Origin of the sequence: Kineococcus haloalkalitolerans (genome assembly GCF_050871905.1) — a bacterium.
In the GTDB taxonomy this organism is placed as follows: domain Bacteria; phylum Actinomycetota; class Actinomycetes; order Actinomycetales; family Kineococcaceae; genus Kineococcus.
This window is the reverse complement of the sequence record NZ_JBJLSH010000067.1, coordinates 1-15,270: the sequence shown is the minus strand read 5'-3', so window position 1 is coordinate 15,270 and position 15,270 is coordinate 1. Positions and strand designations below refer to the sequence as shown.

Sequence of the window (15,270 nt, the reverse complement as noted above, 5' to 3'; positions counted from 1 at the left end):
CCGTCGCCCGGGCCCCGCGGGCCCCCCCCCGGCCGGGGGGGGGGCACCGCCGCGTCCGCGAGCCGGTCAGGCGGCGCGGCCGTCCTGCCCGCCGGAGCGCTCGCGCGGCAGCTTGACGGCGACGACGGGGACGTCGGCGTCCATGAGCAGCTCCTGCGACAGGCTGCCCAGGACCGCCTTGCCGACCGGGGAGCGGCGGCGGACGCCGATCACCAGCCGGTCGACGGTGCCGGCGCGCTCGCGCAGGACGTCCAGGACGGCGTCGCCCGGGCTGCGCCGGCCGCGGCGGTCGACGACCTCCAGCCTCAGCCCCTCCGGGGCGCCGGAGACGTCCAGGGCGCCGAGCCTGAGGTTGACCACCACGAGGTCGGTCCCCAGCCGCTGCGCCTCGGTGAAGGCGTGCGCCAGCGCGTGCTCGCCCTCGGCGGAGTCGGTGACGGCCACCACGACGGACGCCGGGCCCCTCCCGGGTGCCGCGTCGCGCCCCGCGACGTCCTGCTCCGCGGCGTCCTGCCCGGCGCTCACGAGTAGTCCCGCCGGAACTGGCTCTCGAGCTGCTCCAGGGAGCGGCCGCGGGTCTCGGGGACCACCGTCCTGGCGAAGGCGATCGCCAGGAGGCCGAGACCGGCGAAGACGAAGAACGTGTTCGAGATGCCGATGCCGTCGACGAGCTGGGGGAAGGCGAGCGCGACGAGGAAGTTCGTCACCCACAGGACGAACACGGTGAGGCCCAGGCCGAACCCGCGCAGCTTCAGCGGGAAGATCTCCGCGAGCATGAGCCACACGAGCGGGCCGATGGTGCCCTGCATGACGAAGACGAAGCAGACGACGAGCACGAGGATCGTGTAGCTGCGCAGGGTGCCCTCGGGCAGGGTGCTGGACAGGACGCCGACGAGCAGGTGCGTCGTCGTGGTGCCGATGAAGCCGAACAGCAGCATCGGGCGCCGGTCGATCCTGTTGATGAGGGCGAGACCGGTGAGGACGCCGGCCAGGCTGAACAGGCCGTTGAAGGTGTTCGCGATGAGCGCGCCGTTCTGGGAGAACCCGGCCTCCTGCAGCAGCTGGGTCCCGTAGTACATGATCGAGTTGATGCCGGTGAGCTGCTGGAAGACCGCCAGCCCGGCGCCGATGACGACGACCCGGCGCACCCAGCGGGTGCCGAGGTCGGACCAGCCGCCCGTCTGCGCCTCGCGCTCCTGCTCGGCGAGCAGGTGCACCTCGGCCAGCTCGGCCTCGGCGCGCTCGGCGCTGCGGACCTGCCGCAGGACGGCGAGCGCCTCGTCGTCGCGGCCCCTCATGACGAGCCAGCGCGGGCTCTCGGGCATGCGCAGCATCCCGACGAACAGGACGACGGCGGGCAGCGCGGCGACGGCGAGCATGTACCGCCACACGTGCTCGTTGCTGCCCCACACGTTGCCGATGACCGCGTTGACGACGAAGGCCGCGAACTGGCCGAAGACGATCATCACCTCGTTGCGGGTGACGATGCCGCCGCGCCGCTCCGCCGGGGAGATCTCGGCCAGGTAGACCGGCACCGTCACCGACGCGCCGCCGACCGCGAGGCCGAGGACGAAGCGGGCGGGGACGAGCACGGCGAGGCTGGGGGCCAGGACGCAGCCCAGCGTGGCGACGAAGAAGACCACCGCGAGCACCAGGATGTTCCTGCGCCGGCCCTGGAAGTCCGACAGGCGCCCGCCCACGGCGGCACCGGTGGCCGCGCCCAGCAGCAGCACGCTGGTGACCAGGCCCTCGGTGAACGCCGTCAGGCCGAAGTACTGGATCATCGGCTCCAGGGCGCCGTTGATCACCCCGGTGTCGTACCCGAACAGCAGGCCGCCGAAGGTCGCCACGACGGCGACGAGGCCGAGGCGCTTGCTGTGCGGGCCGCGCGTGTCGGGCGGCAGGACGGGCGCGTCCGCGGCGGCCGCGCCGCGGGGCGTCGATGAGGCCATGAGGAACCCTTCGTGCGTGCTGCGTCGCAGCGTCGATCGGGTGGCGCTGCCCGGCCGCCGGTGGCCGGACCGCAGGCACCGTAGGAACGCGCACGTCAGTATGTCAAGACAAACGAACGTGCCGCGAGGCTCGTCGCCCTCCCTGACACCCGGCCACCCCCGCGCCGCCACCCGCTCCGGCAGGATGACCGGGTGGCGATCCAGCTGACCCGGGGCGGCAACACCGACCTGCCCACCACGAGCGTGCGAGCGGTCCTGGGCTGGGACACCGGGCCCGGGGTGCCCGCCGTGGACACCAGCGCGCTGCTGCTGACGGCGGCGGGGAAGGTGCGCTCCGACGACGACTTCGTCTTCTACAACCAGCCGCGCCACCCCTCCGGCGCGCTCGAGCGCCTGCCCGACGGCGCGGTCGTCGTGGACCTGGCGCGCGTGGAGGCGCAGGTGGAGCGCGTCGTCCTCGCGGCCTCCGCCGACGGCGGCACCTTCGGGCAGGTGCCCGGGCTGCACCTGCGCGTGCTGGACGCCGCCGGCGCGGAGCTGGCCCGCTTCGACGTACCCGGGGCGGGCGCCGAGACGGCGTTCGTGGCCGGTGAGCTGTACCGGCGCGGGGACGGCTGGAAGCTGCGCGCCGTCGGGCAGGGGTACGACAGCGGCCTGGCGGGGCTGGCCACCGACTTCGGCATCAGCGTCGACGACGACGGCAGCGGCGCCGGTGCCGCGCCTCCGGGACCGGTGCCGGCGCCCGCGCCCGCGCGCACCCCGCTGAACCTCGACAAGGGCCGGGTCAGCCTGACCAAGCACCAGACGGTGTCGCTGGTGAAGACCGGCGCTCCCCCGCTCAGCGCCGTCACCCTGGGCCTGGGCTGGGACCCCGCCGCGCGCGGGCGCTCCATCGACCTCGACGCCTCCTGCATCGCCTTCGACGCGGCCGGGAAGGACCTGGCGAAGGTGTGGTTCATGGCCAAGAAGGCCTTCGGCGGTGCGGTGCAGCACAGCGGCGACAACCTCACCGGCGCCGGGGACGGCGACGACGAGCAGATCCGCGTGCGCCTGGGCGACCTGCCCGCGCAGGTGCACGCGCTCGTGTTCACCATCAACTCCTTCGGCGGGCAGACGTTCACGCAGGTCTCCCGCGCGTTCTGCCGCCTGCTCGACGAGCGCGGCGCGGAACTGGTGCGCTACGAGCTCAGCGACACGGAGGACACCACCGCGGTCCTCATGTGCGCGGTGGTGCGGGAGGGTTCCGCCTGGTCGATGCGGGCGCTGGGCGAGTTCCGCTCCGGGCGCACCGTGCGCAAGCTCGTCGACCCGGCGCGCGAACTGCTGTTCGGCTGACGGCCGCGCGGCCCGGGCTGCCCGGGCTGCCCGGTCAGCCGGGGTCGTCGCCGGGGCCGCTGCCGGGGCCGCTGCCGGGGCCCAGCAGACCCCGCTCGTAGCCCGCGGCGACGGCGGCCGCCCGGTCGCCCACGCCGAGCTTGTCGTAGACGTGCTGCAGGTGGGTCTTCACCGTCGCCTCGCTGATGAACAGCCGGCGGGCGCACTCGCGGTTGCCCGCCCCGCGGGCGACCAGGCGCAGCACCTGCAGCTCGCGCGGCGACAGCGCCAGCTCGGCCACCACCGGCCGGCGCGCCCGGGCCACCAGCAGCGAGGCCACGGCGGGGGCGAGCACCGACTCCCCGCGCGCCGCCGCCCGCACCCCGCGCAGGAGCTCGGCCACCGGCGCGTCCTTGAGCAGGTAGCCGGTGGCGCCGGCCCGCACCGCCCGCAGGACGTCGGCGTCGGTGTCGTACGTGGTGAGCACCAGGACGCGGGCCGGGCTGCCCCGCCGGGCCAGCTCCTCGATGGCCGCGACCCCGTCCCCGCCGGGCATCCGCAGGTCCATGAGGACGACGTCGGGGGCCAGGGCCAGGGCCCGGGCCACGGCCGAGGGCCCGTCGGCGGCCTCGCCGACCACGTCCAGGTCGTCCGCGGCGCCGAGGACACCGCGCAGCCCGTCGCGCACCACGGGGTGGTCGTCCACCACCAGCACGCGGATCACGCCCGCGCCCCGCCGGGCAGGCCGGCGCCGCGCGGGACCGGCCCGGGGGCCGTCCCGGGCACCGGTAGCGGCACCCGCACCGACAGCGCCGTCCCGGCACCGGGCGCGGACTCGACGTCGACGGCACCGCCGAGCTCCTGGACGCGCTCGCGCAGGCCGACGAGCCCCAGGCTGGCGGGCGGGACGGCCGAGGGGTCGAACCCGCGGCCGTCGTCGCGCACGTCCAGCGCCACCACGTCGCCCATGGGCGCCAGGCTGACCACCACGCGCCGCGCCGCGGCGTGCCGGGCGACGTTGGCCAGCGCCTCCTGCGCGGCGCGCAGCAGCGCGACCTCCACCGCCGTGGGCAGGTCCCGCGGCTCCCGGTCGACGACCAGCTCCGCGGGGACCCCGGCGTCGCCGGCCCACCGGTCCACCACGGCGCGCAGGGCGGCGACGAGCCCCTCGTGCTCCAGCGGCGCCGGGCGCAGGCCGTGCAGGGAGCGGCGCGCGTCGGCGACCGTGGCGCGGGCCAGCGCCGCGGCCCGCTCCAGCCGTGCGCCCGCGGCCGGTGGCAGGCCCTCGCAGCGCTGCGCGGCCTCGACCTGGGTCAGGACGCCCACCAGGCCCTGGGCGAGGGTGTCGTGGACCTCCCGGGCCAGGCGGACCCGTTCCGCGGCCGCGCCGGCGTCGCGGGCCTGCCGCACGAGCCGCTCCTGCAGGGCCGCGTTCTCGGCGGCGGCCTCCTCCAGGGCGAGGACCGCGCGCCGGCGCCGCTCGCTCTGCTCGTCCGCCCACCGGGTCATGCTGCCCACGGCGCCGACCACCACGGTCTCCACGAGGACGACGGCCGAGACGACGGCCCACCCCGTGCCGTCCTCGGGCAGCCCGGCGGGCAGCAGGTTGACCAGCAGGGCGAAGGCCAGCACGCCCGGGGCGCCGCGCCAGTCCAGGGTGAGCACCGGGGCGGCGACGAAGCCGACGATCGCGGCGAGCACGAACACCGGGTCCAGCAGGACCAGCGCGGCGTCCAGGACCCACAGGCCGGCCAGGTAGCCGGCCACCGGCCAGCCGCGCTCACCGCTGCGGCTGAGCCGGCGCCAGCCCAGGTGGCTCCACGCGGCGGTGAGGAGCACCAGCGGCACGACCAGCTCCCACCGCACCCCCGCGCCCCGCAGCACCACGTGCAGGAGGGCGGAGGCGCCCAGCAGGGTCAGCGGCAGGGCGGCCAGGACGCGCTGCACGCGGGGGTCCCGGACCCCGGCACCCCCGGCCGTCCCACCGGCGACCCCGCTCCCCGACCGACGCGCCACGCCTCCCCCTCACTCCCAGCGGAAGGTTCGCACAGCCACCGCCGACAGCACCGCGGCCGTGGCGGCGGGGGCGATGAGCTGGGAGGCGGCGACGGGGACCCCCGCCCACGCGCGCAGCAACCCGTCGACCAGCGCGCCCAGCGGCGAGTGGCGGGCCACGACCTCCAGCCACCCGGGCAGCACCTCCAGGGGCACCCACGCGCCGGACAGGAACAGCACCGGCACCAGCAGCACCGGCCCGAGCGCGGCACCCGCCCGGGCCGAGGGGGCGAGCGCGGCGACCACCAGCCCGGCCGCGAACAGCGCGAGCGCGCTGAGCGCGGTCACCAGCACCGCCGTGCCGGGCGAGGCGGGTACGGGGAGCCCGACGACCGTCAGCGCCGCGACGGCGAGCGCCGCGGTCGCCGCGACCACCAGCACCAGGTGCACCGCGAGGTGCGCGCCCAGCAGGGCGCCGGGAGCGGCGGGGGTGGTCGACAGCCGGCGCAGGACGCCGCTGTCGCGGTACAGCGCCAGGGTGGCGGGCAGGCTGACCAGGGCGACCAGCCCCAGCAGCAGCGCCACCGCCAGCGCCGGGACGAAGGCCGCCGACTCCCGGTCCGCGGTCGAGAGCGGGTCCGCCAGGTCCAGCAGCAGGCCCAGCCCGAGCAGCAGCCCGAGGGGCAGGAGGACGACGAGGGCGACGCCGGTGGGCTCGCGCAGCACCCCCACCGCCTCGGCCCGGGCCAGGGACCGGAAGGCGCTCACCGGGCCACCCCCGCGGTCCGTGCCGCACCGGTCAGACGCAGGTAGGCGTCCTCGAGGCTCGCCCCGCCGACCTCCAGCTCGGCCGCGGTGCTGCCGCGGGCGGCCAGCTCCGCCAGGACCGCCTGCGCCGCGGTGGCCGTGCCGCGCACCGTCCACCGCTCGCCGTCGCGCTGCACCGACCGCACGGCGGGCAGGGCCTCCAGCACACCCGGCGCCACCGGGGGCAGGGGCCGGAAGGACAGGGCGTGCTCCTCGCCGGCGCGGGCCACGAGCTCGGCGGGAGCACCGGCGGCCAGCACCCGTCCGGCGGCCAGGACGGCGACCCGGTCGCACAGGTGGGCCACCTCGTCGACCTGGTGGGTGACCAGCACCACGGTGACCCCGTCGCGGTTGACGTCGCGCACCAGCTGCCACGTGCGGTGCCGGGCCGCCGGGTCCAGACCGGTGGTCAGCTCGTCGAGGACCACCAGCTCGGGCCTGCCCAGCAGGGCCAGCGCGATGGACAGGCGCTGCTGCCGGCCGCCGGAGAGGTTCCCGGCCGCCGTGCGCTCCTCGCCCGCCAGGCCCACCCGCTCCAGCAGCTCCCGCCACGGCGCCGGGTCGTCGTGGAACGACGAGTGCAGCGAGAGCACCTCCGCCACCCGCAGCCGGGGCTGCACCCGGCTGGCCTGCAGCTGGGCGCCGACCCGCCGCACCAGGGCGCGGCGCTCGCGCACCGGGTCGAGGCCCAGGACGCGGACGGTGCCGCCGTCGGGCCGCCGCAGGCCCAGCAGGCACTCCACCGTCGTCGTCTTGCCCGCCCCGTTGGGTCCCAGGACGCCGAAGAACTCCCCCCGTTCCACGGTGAGGTCCACCCCGTCCACCGCGACCCTCGTCCCGTACTCCTTGCGCAACCCGCGCACCTCGACCACCGGCACCGCGCCCACCTCCGCTCCTCGTCCGGACCGCTGACGGCTCCAGGCTCGGCCCGGGCCGGGGTGCGGCGGATCGACCGGCGAGCGGTGCCGGCCGCCGCGGTGGACGAGGCCGGGGTCGACCGACCGGTGGATGGACTGACTAATCTCTTATCACATCCGATAACCTCCACGGGTGACGACGACTGCTCCGGCGAAGCCCGCCAGCCCTCCGCCGGTGTCCCGTCCCACCGGTGGGGACGCCCTGGACCGGGACACCGCCGCGGTCGTCGAGTCGTTGCGCACCGCTGTGACGACCAGCGGTCTGACGCAGGCCGCCTTCGCCACCGCGCTGGGCACGTCGGGGCCGCGCCTGTCCAGCTACCTGCGCGGCACGGTGTCCCCCTCAGCTCGAACCCTCCTGCGCGCGCACCGGCTGGCCCGCGCCCTGTCCGGCGCCCGCGCCCTGGGGCTGATGTCCGCCCCGGCGACCGCGGCCGCCGTCCGCCGGCACCTGCGCGAGGGCGACGAGCCGTGGGCCTGGCGCGCGCTGCTGCAGGGCCGCGACCACCTGAGACTGCTCCTGCAGCAGGCGTCGGGCGCCGCGGTGCTCGCCGCCGACCCGCTGCTCCCGCGAGCGCTGCCGACACCGGGCACCGACCTGGTCCCGGCCCCACCGTTCCTGCTGGACGCGTGGGAGGCCGCCCCGGCCAGCACGTCGCACCCCGGCTGGGACACGCTCCTGGCGGCTTGCACCGCGCACGAGCACGAGGCGGCCGGCCACGAGGTCCCCGTCTGGGCGGTCCCGCGGCCGCTCCCGGAGCCCTGGCTGCCCCCGCACCCCTTCCTCAGCCCCGACCGCGTCCGGACCCAGACCCCGCCGTGGCTGCAGCGCCTGAACGTCTTCGTCCCCCGCCGCGATCTGACCACCGCGTGACCGCGCGGAACCGCGGCGGGGTACTTGGACCCGCGGACGACCACGAGCTGGACGCCGACTGGATCAGCCGGCTGCTCACCGAGCTCCACCACCGCCTCCGGCAGCGCGGTGTGGCCGCCGTCCTGCAGGAAGCCCACGCCCTGGCAACCGAGCACGGCTTGCCGTCGACCTGGCTCAACTCCTCCGCAGCGGCGTGGACGCCACCGCTGCCGGCGGGGTCGACGACTCCACCGGACGCACCTGGGCTGCGCGTCACGTACGCGGACGACGGGTTCCTCCTGGCGACGAAGCTCGTCGCGCAGCGCGCCAAGGACGTCGACGACGTCGTCGCCCTGGCCCACCGCCTCGGCCTCCGGCACGCCACCGCCGACCAGCTGCGTGACCACGTCCTCCGCTACTCCACGGATCCCGAGCAGCTCCTGTTCGTGCTGGACGGCGTCCGCGACGAGGACGATGTGGCCGGGAGGTCTCCCTCCTCGCGCAGGACGCCGCCCGCGCGCTCTCCCGCGTTCGCCAGGCCCCTCCGCCCGGCGACGCCACCTGACCCCGTCACGGCGCCGCACCGCCGGGGACACGCCCCAGAACACGACGGACCGCCGGACCCCGAGGGGCCCGGCGGTCCGGGGAGTGCGGCGGAGGGTTCCCGCCGGCGGTTCAGCCGCCGAAGCGGGCGGGCAGGGTCGCCTCGTGCGCGGTGCGCAGCTCGGCCACCGGCACCCTGAACAGGCCCTGCACGTCGAGGGCGGGGACCTCGCCGTCACCGTCGTCGGTCACGCCGATCCGCAGGTGCGGCAGGCCGCGGGCGGTGCACATGTCGGTGAACCGCACCTCCTCCTCGCGCGGCACCGCGACGAGGGCGCGGGCCGCGGACTCGGAGAACAGGGCGGTGAACCCGTCGACCCCGTCGCGGTCGCACAGCTCGCCCAGCCACACCCGCGCGCCGACGCCGTAGCGCAGCACCGACTCCACCAGCGCCTGCGCGAGCCCGCCGTCGGACAGGTCGTGCGCGGCGTCGACGAGGCCGTCGCGCGAGCACTGCACGAGCACGTCGGCCAGCAGCGCCTCCGCCTCCAGGTCCAGCGCCGGCGGCAGCCCGCCGAGGTGGCCGTGCTCGGCCCACGCCCACTCCGAGCCGCCGAGCTCGTCGCGGGTCGTGCCGAGCAGGTAGACCGCCTGCCCGGCCTCGCGCCAGCCCGAGGGGGTGCGGCGCGAGACGTCGTCGAGGACGCCGAGCACGCCGATGACGGGCGTGGGCAGCACCGCGGAGTCCAGCCCGGCGTCGCCGGTCTGGTTGTACAGCGACACGTTGCCGCCCGTGACGGGCACGCCGAGGCGCTCGCACGCCTCCGCCAGCCCCTGCACGGCCTCGGCGAACTGCCACATGACGCCCGGGTCCTCCGGGGAGCCGAAGTTCAGGCAGTCCGTCACCGCGAGCGGGCGGGCACCGGCCGCGGCGACGTTGCGGTACGCCTCGGCCAGCGACAGCTGCGCGCCCGTGCGCGGGTCGAGCTTGGTGTAGCGGCCGTTGCCGTCGAGGCTGAGCGCGACGCCGAGGCCGGTCTCCTCGTCCACGCGCACGACGCCCGCGTCGTCGGGCATCGCCAGGGCGGTGCCGCCGAGCACGTAGCGGTCGTACTGGTCGGTCACCCACGCCCGCGAGGACAGGTTCGGGGAGGCGACCATCCGCAGCAGGGTGGCGCGCAGCGCGTCCCCGCCCACCGGCCGCGGCAGCCGCTCGGCGGTGGGGGCGTCGGCCTGCAGCGCGTCCTGGGACGCGGGCCGGGCGTACGGGCGCTCGTAGACGGGGCCCTCGTGGGCCACGGTGCGCGGCGGCACGTCCACGACCGTCTCGCCGTGCCACTGCACGACGAGGTGGTCGCCGTCGGTGACCTCGCCCAGGACGGCGGCCTCCACGTCCCACTTGCGCGTCACCGCGAGGAACGCCTCGACGTTGGCCGGGGTGACGACCGCCATCATGCGCTCCTGCGACTCGCTCATGAGGATCTCCTCCGGCGAGAGCGAGGGGTCGCGCAGCGGCACCCGGTCCAGGTGCACGAGCATCCCGCCGTCACCGGCGGAGGCCAGTTCGCTGGTGGCGCAGGACAGCCCGGCGCCGCCGAGGTCCTGGATGCCCTCCACGAGCCCGGCGTGGAACAACTCCAGGCAGCACTCGATGAGCACCTTCTCCTGGAACGGGTCGCCCACCTGCACCGCGGGGCGCTTGCTGGGGCCGCCCTCCTCGAACGTCTCGCTGGCGAGGACGGACACGCCGCCGATCCCGTCGCCGCCCGTGCGGGCGCCGAACAGGACGACGAGGTTGCCGACGCCGCGGGCGTTCGCCAGGTGCAGGTCCTCGTGCTTGAGGGCGCCCACGCACAGGGCGTTGACGAGGGGGTTGCCCTGGTAGGAGGGGTCGAACACGACCTCGCCGCCGATGTTCGGCAGGCCGATGCAGTTGCCGTACCCGCCGACGCCGGACACGACGCCCGGCACGACGCGGCCGGTGTCGGGGTGGTCCAGCGCGCCGAAGCGCAGCGAGTCCATGACGGCGATCGGGCGCGCGCCCATCGCCATGATGTCGCGGATGATCCCGCCGACGCCCGTCGCGGCGCCCTGGTAGGGCTCGACGTAGGAGGGGTGGTTGTGGCTCTCCACCTTGAAGGTGACGGCCCAGCCCTGGCCGATGTCCACGACGCCGGCGTTCTCGCCGATGCCCACCATCAGCTTCTCGCGCATGGCGTCCGTGGTGCGCTGCCCGAACACGCGCAGGTGGACCTTGGAGCTCTTGTAGGAGCAGTGCTCGCTCCACATCACCGAGTACATGGCCAGTTCCGCGCCCGTGGGGCGCCGGCCGAGGATCTCGCGGATCCGCTCGTACTCGTCGGCCTTCAGGCCCAGCTCGGCCCACGGCTGCTGCTGGTCCGGGGTCGTCGCGGCGCGCGCGACGGTGTCCAGCGCGGAGGTCGTGGGAGTGCCCGTGGAGGTGCTCACGCGCTCACCGCCGCCAAGCCCGCGGTCAGCACCGAGGTGAACAGGCCCAGCCCGTCGGTGGTCGGGCCGAAACCCTCCTCCACGGCGTGCTCGGGGTGCGGCATGAGGCCCACGACGTTCCCGCGCTCGTTGGCGATGCCGGCGATGCCGCGCAGCGAGCCGTTCGGGTTCGCGCCGACGTAGCGGAACACCACGCGGCCCTCCCCCTCGAGCCGGTCCAGCGTGACCTCGTCGGCGACGAAACCGCCCTCGCCGTTCTTCAGCGGGACGACGACCTCCTCGCCCGCGGTGAACGCCGACGTCCACGCGGTCGAGGCGTTCTCCACCCGCAGGCGCTGGTCGGTGCACACGAACTTCTGGTGGTCGTTGCGCACGAGCGCGCCCGGCAGCAGGTGCGACTCGCACAGCACCTGGAACCCGTTGCAGATCCCCAGCACGGGCAGGCCGCGCTCCGCGCCGCGCACGACCTCGGTCATGACCGGCGCGAAGCGGGCGATGGCCCCGCAGCGCAGGTAGTCGCCGTAGGAGAACCCGCCCGGCAGCACGACGGCGTCCACGCCGCGCAGGTCGGCGTCGGCGTGCCACAGGGCGACCGGCTCGGCGCCGGCCAGGCGCACCGCGCGGCGGGCGTCGCCGTCGTCCAGCGACCCCGGGAAGGTGACGACCCCGACCCTCACGCGCCCGCACCCGCCGCGGCGGCGTCGCGCACGGAGACGACGTCCTCGATCACCGGGTTGGACAGGAGGGTCTCGGCGGCCCGGCGGGCCTGCTCGAGGACCTCCTCGGTGACCTCCCCGGTGACCTCGAGCTCGAACCGCTTGCCCTGGCGGACGCCGGTGAAGACGTCGAAGCCGAGGCGGGGCAGCGCCCCGACGACGGCCTTGCCCTGGGGGTCGAGGATCTCGGGTTTCGGCATGACGTCGATGACGACGCGGCCCATGCGCGGCGCTCCTTCGAGGGGTGTGCCCACCGGGGTGGGGCCTGGGAGGTGACCTGCGGTCCAGCGCTCCCAGGCTACCGGGCGCGCCGGCCCCGCCCGTCCGCCCGCTCAAGGCGGCCGCAGCGGCCGCCGATCACCACCGGGAGGGTCGAACCGACGGCCCGCGCCCACCGCGAAGCCCAGCTCGCCCGACCCCGCGAGGTGCCCGTGCCGCCGACCCGACCGGACGGCGCCACGTCTGCCGGCGGGCCCCCCGGCGCGTCCGCGGGCCCGCCGCCCGGGCCGCCGCGCGCCTCCCGCGTCGTCGACGTCGGCGTGCTCGTCCTCGGCCTGCTCACCGGCACGCTCGCCCTGGCCGCGTGGCTGGCCGGCGGGCGCGACGCCGCCCTGTGGCCGCTGCTGGCGGTGTCCCTGCCCCTGGGCTGCCTGCTCTCGCGCTTCCCGCTGTCGGTGACCAGCCGGATGACCGGCGTCCACGTGCCCTTCGCGCCCGTCCTGCTGGCCCACCTGCTGACCCTCGGCGCGCCCGTCACCGCCCTGCTGGCGTGGACGCTGACGGTGCTGCCGGCCTACCTGACCGAGCGGCGCAGCTGGACCAGCCGCGTCTTCAACACCGGCTCCTCGCTGCTGTCGGCCGCGGCCGCCGCCGCGGCGGTCGCGGCGCTGCGGCACGACGGCGCCCCGGACGTCGTCAGCGTCCGGGCGCTGCTCGACGTGCTCGCGGCCTGCGCCGTCTACTACGGCGTCGACTTCGCGCTGTCGGCCGTGTCCGTGGCCGTGGAGGAGCGCCGGCGGGTGCGCGAGGAGCTGCGCAGCCCCGGCACCCTGCTGGGCGGTGGCCTGTTCCTGCTCATGTCGACGCTGGCCTACCTCGCGGCCGCGGTGCAGTCCGCCATGCCCGGCTGGGTCGCCTCGCTGATGCTCGTGCCGGTCCTGGCCCTCGTCGTGGCCGCCTCCAGCTACCGCACCGCCAACCAGCGCCGCCTGCAGCAGCGCGAGCTGTTCCGCGCCGCCGTGGAGGTGCACGGCGCCGCCACCCGCGGGCAGCTGCGCGAGGCCCTGCGCCGGCACGGCTCGGCCGTCGTCTCCTCCGGCCGGCTGGAGGTGCGCGCCGGCCCGCCCGGCACCGCCGAGCAGGGCGTGCCCGTCGTCGGTCTCGGCGAGCCCGGCGAGGCCGGTGGGCCCGGCGGCTGGTGGCTGGTGACCGGCCGCAGCCCCGTGCCCGACTCCGAGCGCTACGACGCCGCCGCCCTGGAGTCGCTGGGCGTCCTCGCCGAGGCCGCCCTGGTGCGGGTGGCGCTGACGCAGGAGGCCGAGCACAACGCCCGCCACGACGGGCTGACGGGCCTGCCGAACCGGCGCAGCTTCACCGAGCACCTCGCCGCGGCCGTCGACGGCGGGCGCGAGGTGTGCGTGCTGTTCGTCGACCTCGACGGGTTCAAGGCCGTCAACGACACGCTGGGCCACGCGGCCGGCGACGAGCTGCTCGCCGAGGCCGGGCGCCGGCTGGACCGCGCGGTCGGCCACCTGGGCACCCCCGCGCGCCTGGGCGGCGACGAGTTCGCCGTCGTGCTGCGGGAGGCGGACCTGGCGAGCGCCGCGCGGATCGCCGACGCCGTGGTGGCGGCGCTGCGGGTGCCGTACCGGCTGGCCGCCGGCACCGCGGTGGTCGGCGCCAGCGTGGGGTGCGCGGCGGGTGGCGAGGCCGACGGCGCCGACGCGCTGCTCTCGCACGCCGACGACGCCATGTACGCGGCCAAGCGCGACGGCGGCAGCCGCTGCGTCCTCGCCCCCGCCCAGCCCGCTCGCTGACCGCCCGCCGACCGCCGCGCGCGGAGCGCTCAGCGCCCGGCGCCGCGCAGGCGGGCCTCCGTGCGCTGCACGGCGGCCCGGACCGCCGGGCCGCGCTCGTCGTGGCAGCGGGCGTTCGGGCTGTCCGGCCCGTGCCGGCGCAGGACGTCGGCCAGCCGCTCGCCCACGGTGACGGTGCGCCCGTCCGCCGACGTCGTCTGGTCCGCCCACGTGAGGGCGTCGGCCAGCGGGCCGGTCGTGGCGCGGGGGTCGTCGAACGCGGCGAGCTCGGCGGCCAGCCCCCGCACCGCGGCGACCGGGCCGGCGACCGAGTGGTGCGCCACGAGCGAGCACACGAGGGGCGGCCACCCGCGCGAGCGCAGGTACCGGGCCCCGTCGACCGGGTGGAAGCCGGTGTCGCGCAGGGCCGGCGCGTAGCCGAGGTCGTGCAGCCACGCCGCGGCCAGCAGCGCGGGTCCGTCGTCGCCGACGACGCCCAGCGCCTCCTCCGCGCGGCGCGCCACCGCCGCCGAGTGCTCCCAGCGCGGGTGCAGCCCGCCCAGCAGCTCGCGGGCCAGCTCACGCGCCGCGCCGGCCAGGTCGGCGGCGGGGTCGGGGTCGCGGTCGGGGTCACGGGCGGGCTCGGGGTCGCGGGCGGGGTCCGGCGGCTCGTGCGGCGTGCGCGGGCGGGGACGGAGGAGCGGCTCTGCTGCACCCATGCGATCACGCTACGAGCCGCTCGGGCGCCCCGGCGATCTCCGCGGGACGAGAGGCTCGCCACACCCGGACGGGCGCGCCGGCCGCCGGTGCGGCACCGTGCGCGCGTGGACCTCACCGCGAAGGCGACCGCCCTGCGCTCGCTGCACACCGATCCCGAGCTGCTCGTCATGGTCAACGTCTGGGACGCCGTCAGCGCGTCCGTCGTGGCCGCCGAACCGGCGACGAGGGCGCTGGCCACGGCCGGGCACTCCATCGCCTCCACCTTCGGCTACGCCGACGGCGAGCAGGTGCCCCTGGACCTGGCCCTGTCGCTCGTCGAGCGCATCGTCGTCGCCGCCGGCGACCTGCCCGTGACCGCCGACCTCGACGGCGGCTTCGGCGACGCCGGCGCGACCGTGCGCCGCGCCATCGGCGTCGGCGTCGTCGGCGCCAACGTCGAGGACCAGCTGCGCCCGCTGGCGGAGTCCGTGGCCGTCGTGGAGGCCGTCGTCGCGGCCGGGGAGGCCGAAGGCGTCCCGTTCGTGCTCAACGCCCGCACCGACGCCTTCGTCCGCGGCGGGGACCGCCCGCGCGACATCGTCGTCGCCGACGCCCTCGAGCGCGGGCGGGCCTACCTGGAGGCCGGCGCCACCACCGTGTTCGTGCCCGGGCCGCTGGACGACGAGACCGTGCAGGAGCTGGTCGCGGGCCTCGGGCGGCAGAAGCTGAGCGTCATCGGGTTCCCGGGGGTGCCGGACCAGGCGCGGCTGGCGGAGCTGGGCGTGGCACGGATCACCTACGGGCCGCTGACGCAGCGCGTGGCGCTGACGGCCCTGCAGGACGCCGCCCGCGCGATCTACGCCGGTGGCGGGGTCCCCGAGGGCACCCGGCCGCTGAACTGACGCGGTCCGGCCGGGCCGGGGCGCCCCCCCCCCGCCGGGGCCGGCGGTTTAGAGCGGCGCGGCCCCCCCGCCGCCCCCGTCAATCTCG

14 protein-coding genes are annotated in these 15,270 nt (G+C 76.8%); 4 read left to right on the top strand and 10 right to left on the bottom strand.

Features of this window, described 5'->3' with window-relative positions; genetic code table 11:
• Positions 1-66 precede the first annotated feature (66 nt).
• Positions 67-525, bottom strand: a complete 459-nt coding sequence (locus ACRYMY_RS18485; RefSeq protein WP_432548687.1) for a universal stress protein — start codon at positions 523-525, stop codon at positions 67-69.
• On the bottom strand, positions 522-1,952 hold the full coding sequence (locus tag ACRYMY_RS18480) for a sugar porter family MFS transporter (protein WP_432548686.1): 1,431 nt from the start codon (positions 1,950-1,952) through the stop codon (positions 522-524). Before ACRYMY_RS18480 ends, ACRYMY_RS18485 begins: the two co-directional genes overlap by 4 nt.
• A gap of 192 nt (positions 1,953-2,144) precedes the next feature.
• On the opposite strand from ACRYMY_RS18480, the gene ACRYMY_RS18475 reads away from it, so the two are divergent.
• Positions 2,145-3,287, top strand: coding sequence for a TerD family protein (locus tag ACRYMY_RS18475; protein WP_432548685.1), 1,143 nt, complete (start codon positions 2,145-2,147; stop codon positions 3,285-3,287).
• A 34-nt stretch (positions 3,288-3,321) separates the two neighbouring features.
• Here the strand turns inward: ACRYMY_RS18475 and ACRYMY_RS18470 are convergent, their stop codons facing one another.
• The 4 genes from ACRYMY_RS18470 to ACRYMY_RS18455 form a co-directional block, all read right to left on the bottom strand.
• Complete coding sequence (locus ACRYMY_RS18470; protein WP_432548684.1) at positions 3,322-3,990, bottom strand: response regulator; 669 nt, start codon at positions 3,988-3,990, stop codon at positions 3,322-3,324.
• On the bottom strand, positions 3,987-5,213 hold the full coding sequence (locus ACRYMY_RS18465) for a sensor histidine kinase (protein WP_432548683.1): 1,227 nt from the start codon (positions 5,211-5,213) through the stop codon (positions 3,987-3,989). The genes ACRYMY_RS18470 and ACRYMY_RS18465 overlap by 4 nt, the downstream gene beginning before the upstream one ends.
• Before the next feature lie 78 nt (positions 5,214-5,291).
• Positions 5,292-6,029, bottom strand: coding sequence for an ABC transporter permease (locus tag ACRYMY_RS18460; protein ID WP_432548682.1), 738 nt, complete (start codon positions 6,027-6,029; stop codon positions 5,292-5,294).
• Positions 6,026-6,946, bottom strand: a complete 921-nt coding sequence (locus ACRYMY_RS18455) for an ABC transporter ATP-binding protein (protein ID WP_432548688.1) — start codon at positions 6,944-6,946, stop codon at positions 6,026-6,028. Before ACRYMY_RS18455 ends, ACRYMY_RS18460 begins: the two co-directional genes overlap by 4 nt.
• A gap of 214 nt (positions 6,947-7,160) precedes the next feature.
• Between ACRYMY_RS18455 and ACRYMY_RS18450 the strand changes: the two genes are divergently transcribed.
• Complete coding sequence (locus ACRYMY_RS18450) at positions 7,161-7,859, top strand: helix-turn-helix domain-containing protein (RefSeq protein WP_432548681.1); 699 nt, start codon at positions 7,161-7,163, stop codon at positions 7,857-7,859.
• Positions 7,860-8,513: 654 nt separating this feature from the next.
• Here the strand turns inward: ACRYMY_RS18450 and purL are convergent.
• The 3 genes from purL to purS are packed head-to-tail and all read right to left on the bottom strand — an operon-like array spanning position 8,514 to position 11,790.
• Positions 8,514-10,850: a phosphoribosylformylglycinamidine synthase subunit PurL gene (gene purL, locus ACRYMY_RS18445; RefSeq protein ID WP_432548680.1), complete on the bottom strand. Its 2,337-nt coding sequence runs from the start codon at positions 10,848-10,850 to the stop codon at positions 8,514-8,516.
• A complete protein-coding gene (gene purQ, locus ACRYMY_RS18440) occupies positions 10,847-11,527 on the bottom strand; it encodes a phosphoribosylformylglycinamidine synthase subunit PurQ (RefSeq protein ID WP_432548679.1) in 681 nt (226 codons plus the stop codon). The genes purL and purQ overlap by 4 nt, the downstream gene beginning before the upstream one ends.
• The gene (gene purS / locus ACRYMY_RS18435; RefSeq protein WP_432548678.1) at positions 11,524-11,790 is read right to left on the bottom strand and encodes a phosphoribosylformylglycinamidine synthase subunit PurS; all 267 of its coding nucleotides are present in this window, start codon (positions 11,788-11,790) and stop codon (positions 11,524-11,526) included. The genes purQ and purS overlap by 4 nt, the downstream gene beginning before the upstream one ends.
• Positions 11,791-11,997: 207 nt before the next feature.
• Between purS and ACRYMY_RS18430 the strand changes: the two genes are divergently transcribed.
• Positions 11,998-13,602: a diguanylate cyclase domain-containing protein gene (locus ACRYMY_RS18430; protein WP_432548677.1), complete on the top strand. Its 1,605-nt coding sequence runs from the start codon at positions 11,998-12,000 to the stop codon at positions 13,600-13,602.
• Between the two features lie 29 nt (positions 13,603-13,631).
• On the opposite strand, the gene ACRYMY_RS18425 is transcribed toward ACRYMY_RS18430, so the two are convergent.
• The gene (locus ACRYMY_RS18425; RefSeq protein WP_432548676.1) at positions 13,632-14,300 is read right to left on the bottom strand and encodes an HD domain-containing protein; all 669 of its coding nucleotides are present in this window, start codon (positions 14,298-14,300) and stop codon (positions 13,632-13,634) included.
• A 105-nt stretch (positions 14,301-14,405) separates the two neighbouring features.
• On the opposite strand from ACRYMY_RS18425, the gene ACRYMY_RS18420 reads away from it, so the two are divergent.
• Entirely contained in the window at positions 14,406-15,182 is a 777-nt protein-coding gene (locus tag ACRYMY_RS18420; protein ID WP_432548675.1) for an isocitrate lyase/PEP mutase family protein, read from the top strand.
• Positions 15,183-15,270 lie beyond the last annotated feature (88 nt).

Coding starts and splice junctions, on each gene's coding strand:
- ACRYMY_RS18480 (WP_432548686.1), bottom strand. CDS start 1,952: ATGGCCTCATCGACGCCCCGCGGCGCGGCCGCCGCGGACGCGCCCGTC.
- purS (WP_432548678.1), bottom strand. CDS start 11,790: ATGGGCCGCGTCGTCATCGACGTCATGCCGAAACCCGAGATCCTCGAC.
- ACRYMY_RS18425 (WP_432548676.1), bottom strand. CDS start 14,300: ATGGGTGCAGCAGAGCCGCTCCTCCGTCCCCGCCCGCGCACGCCGCAC.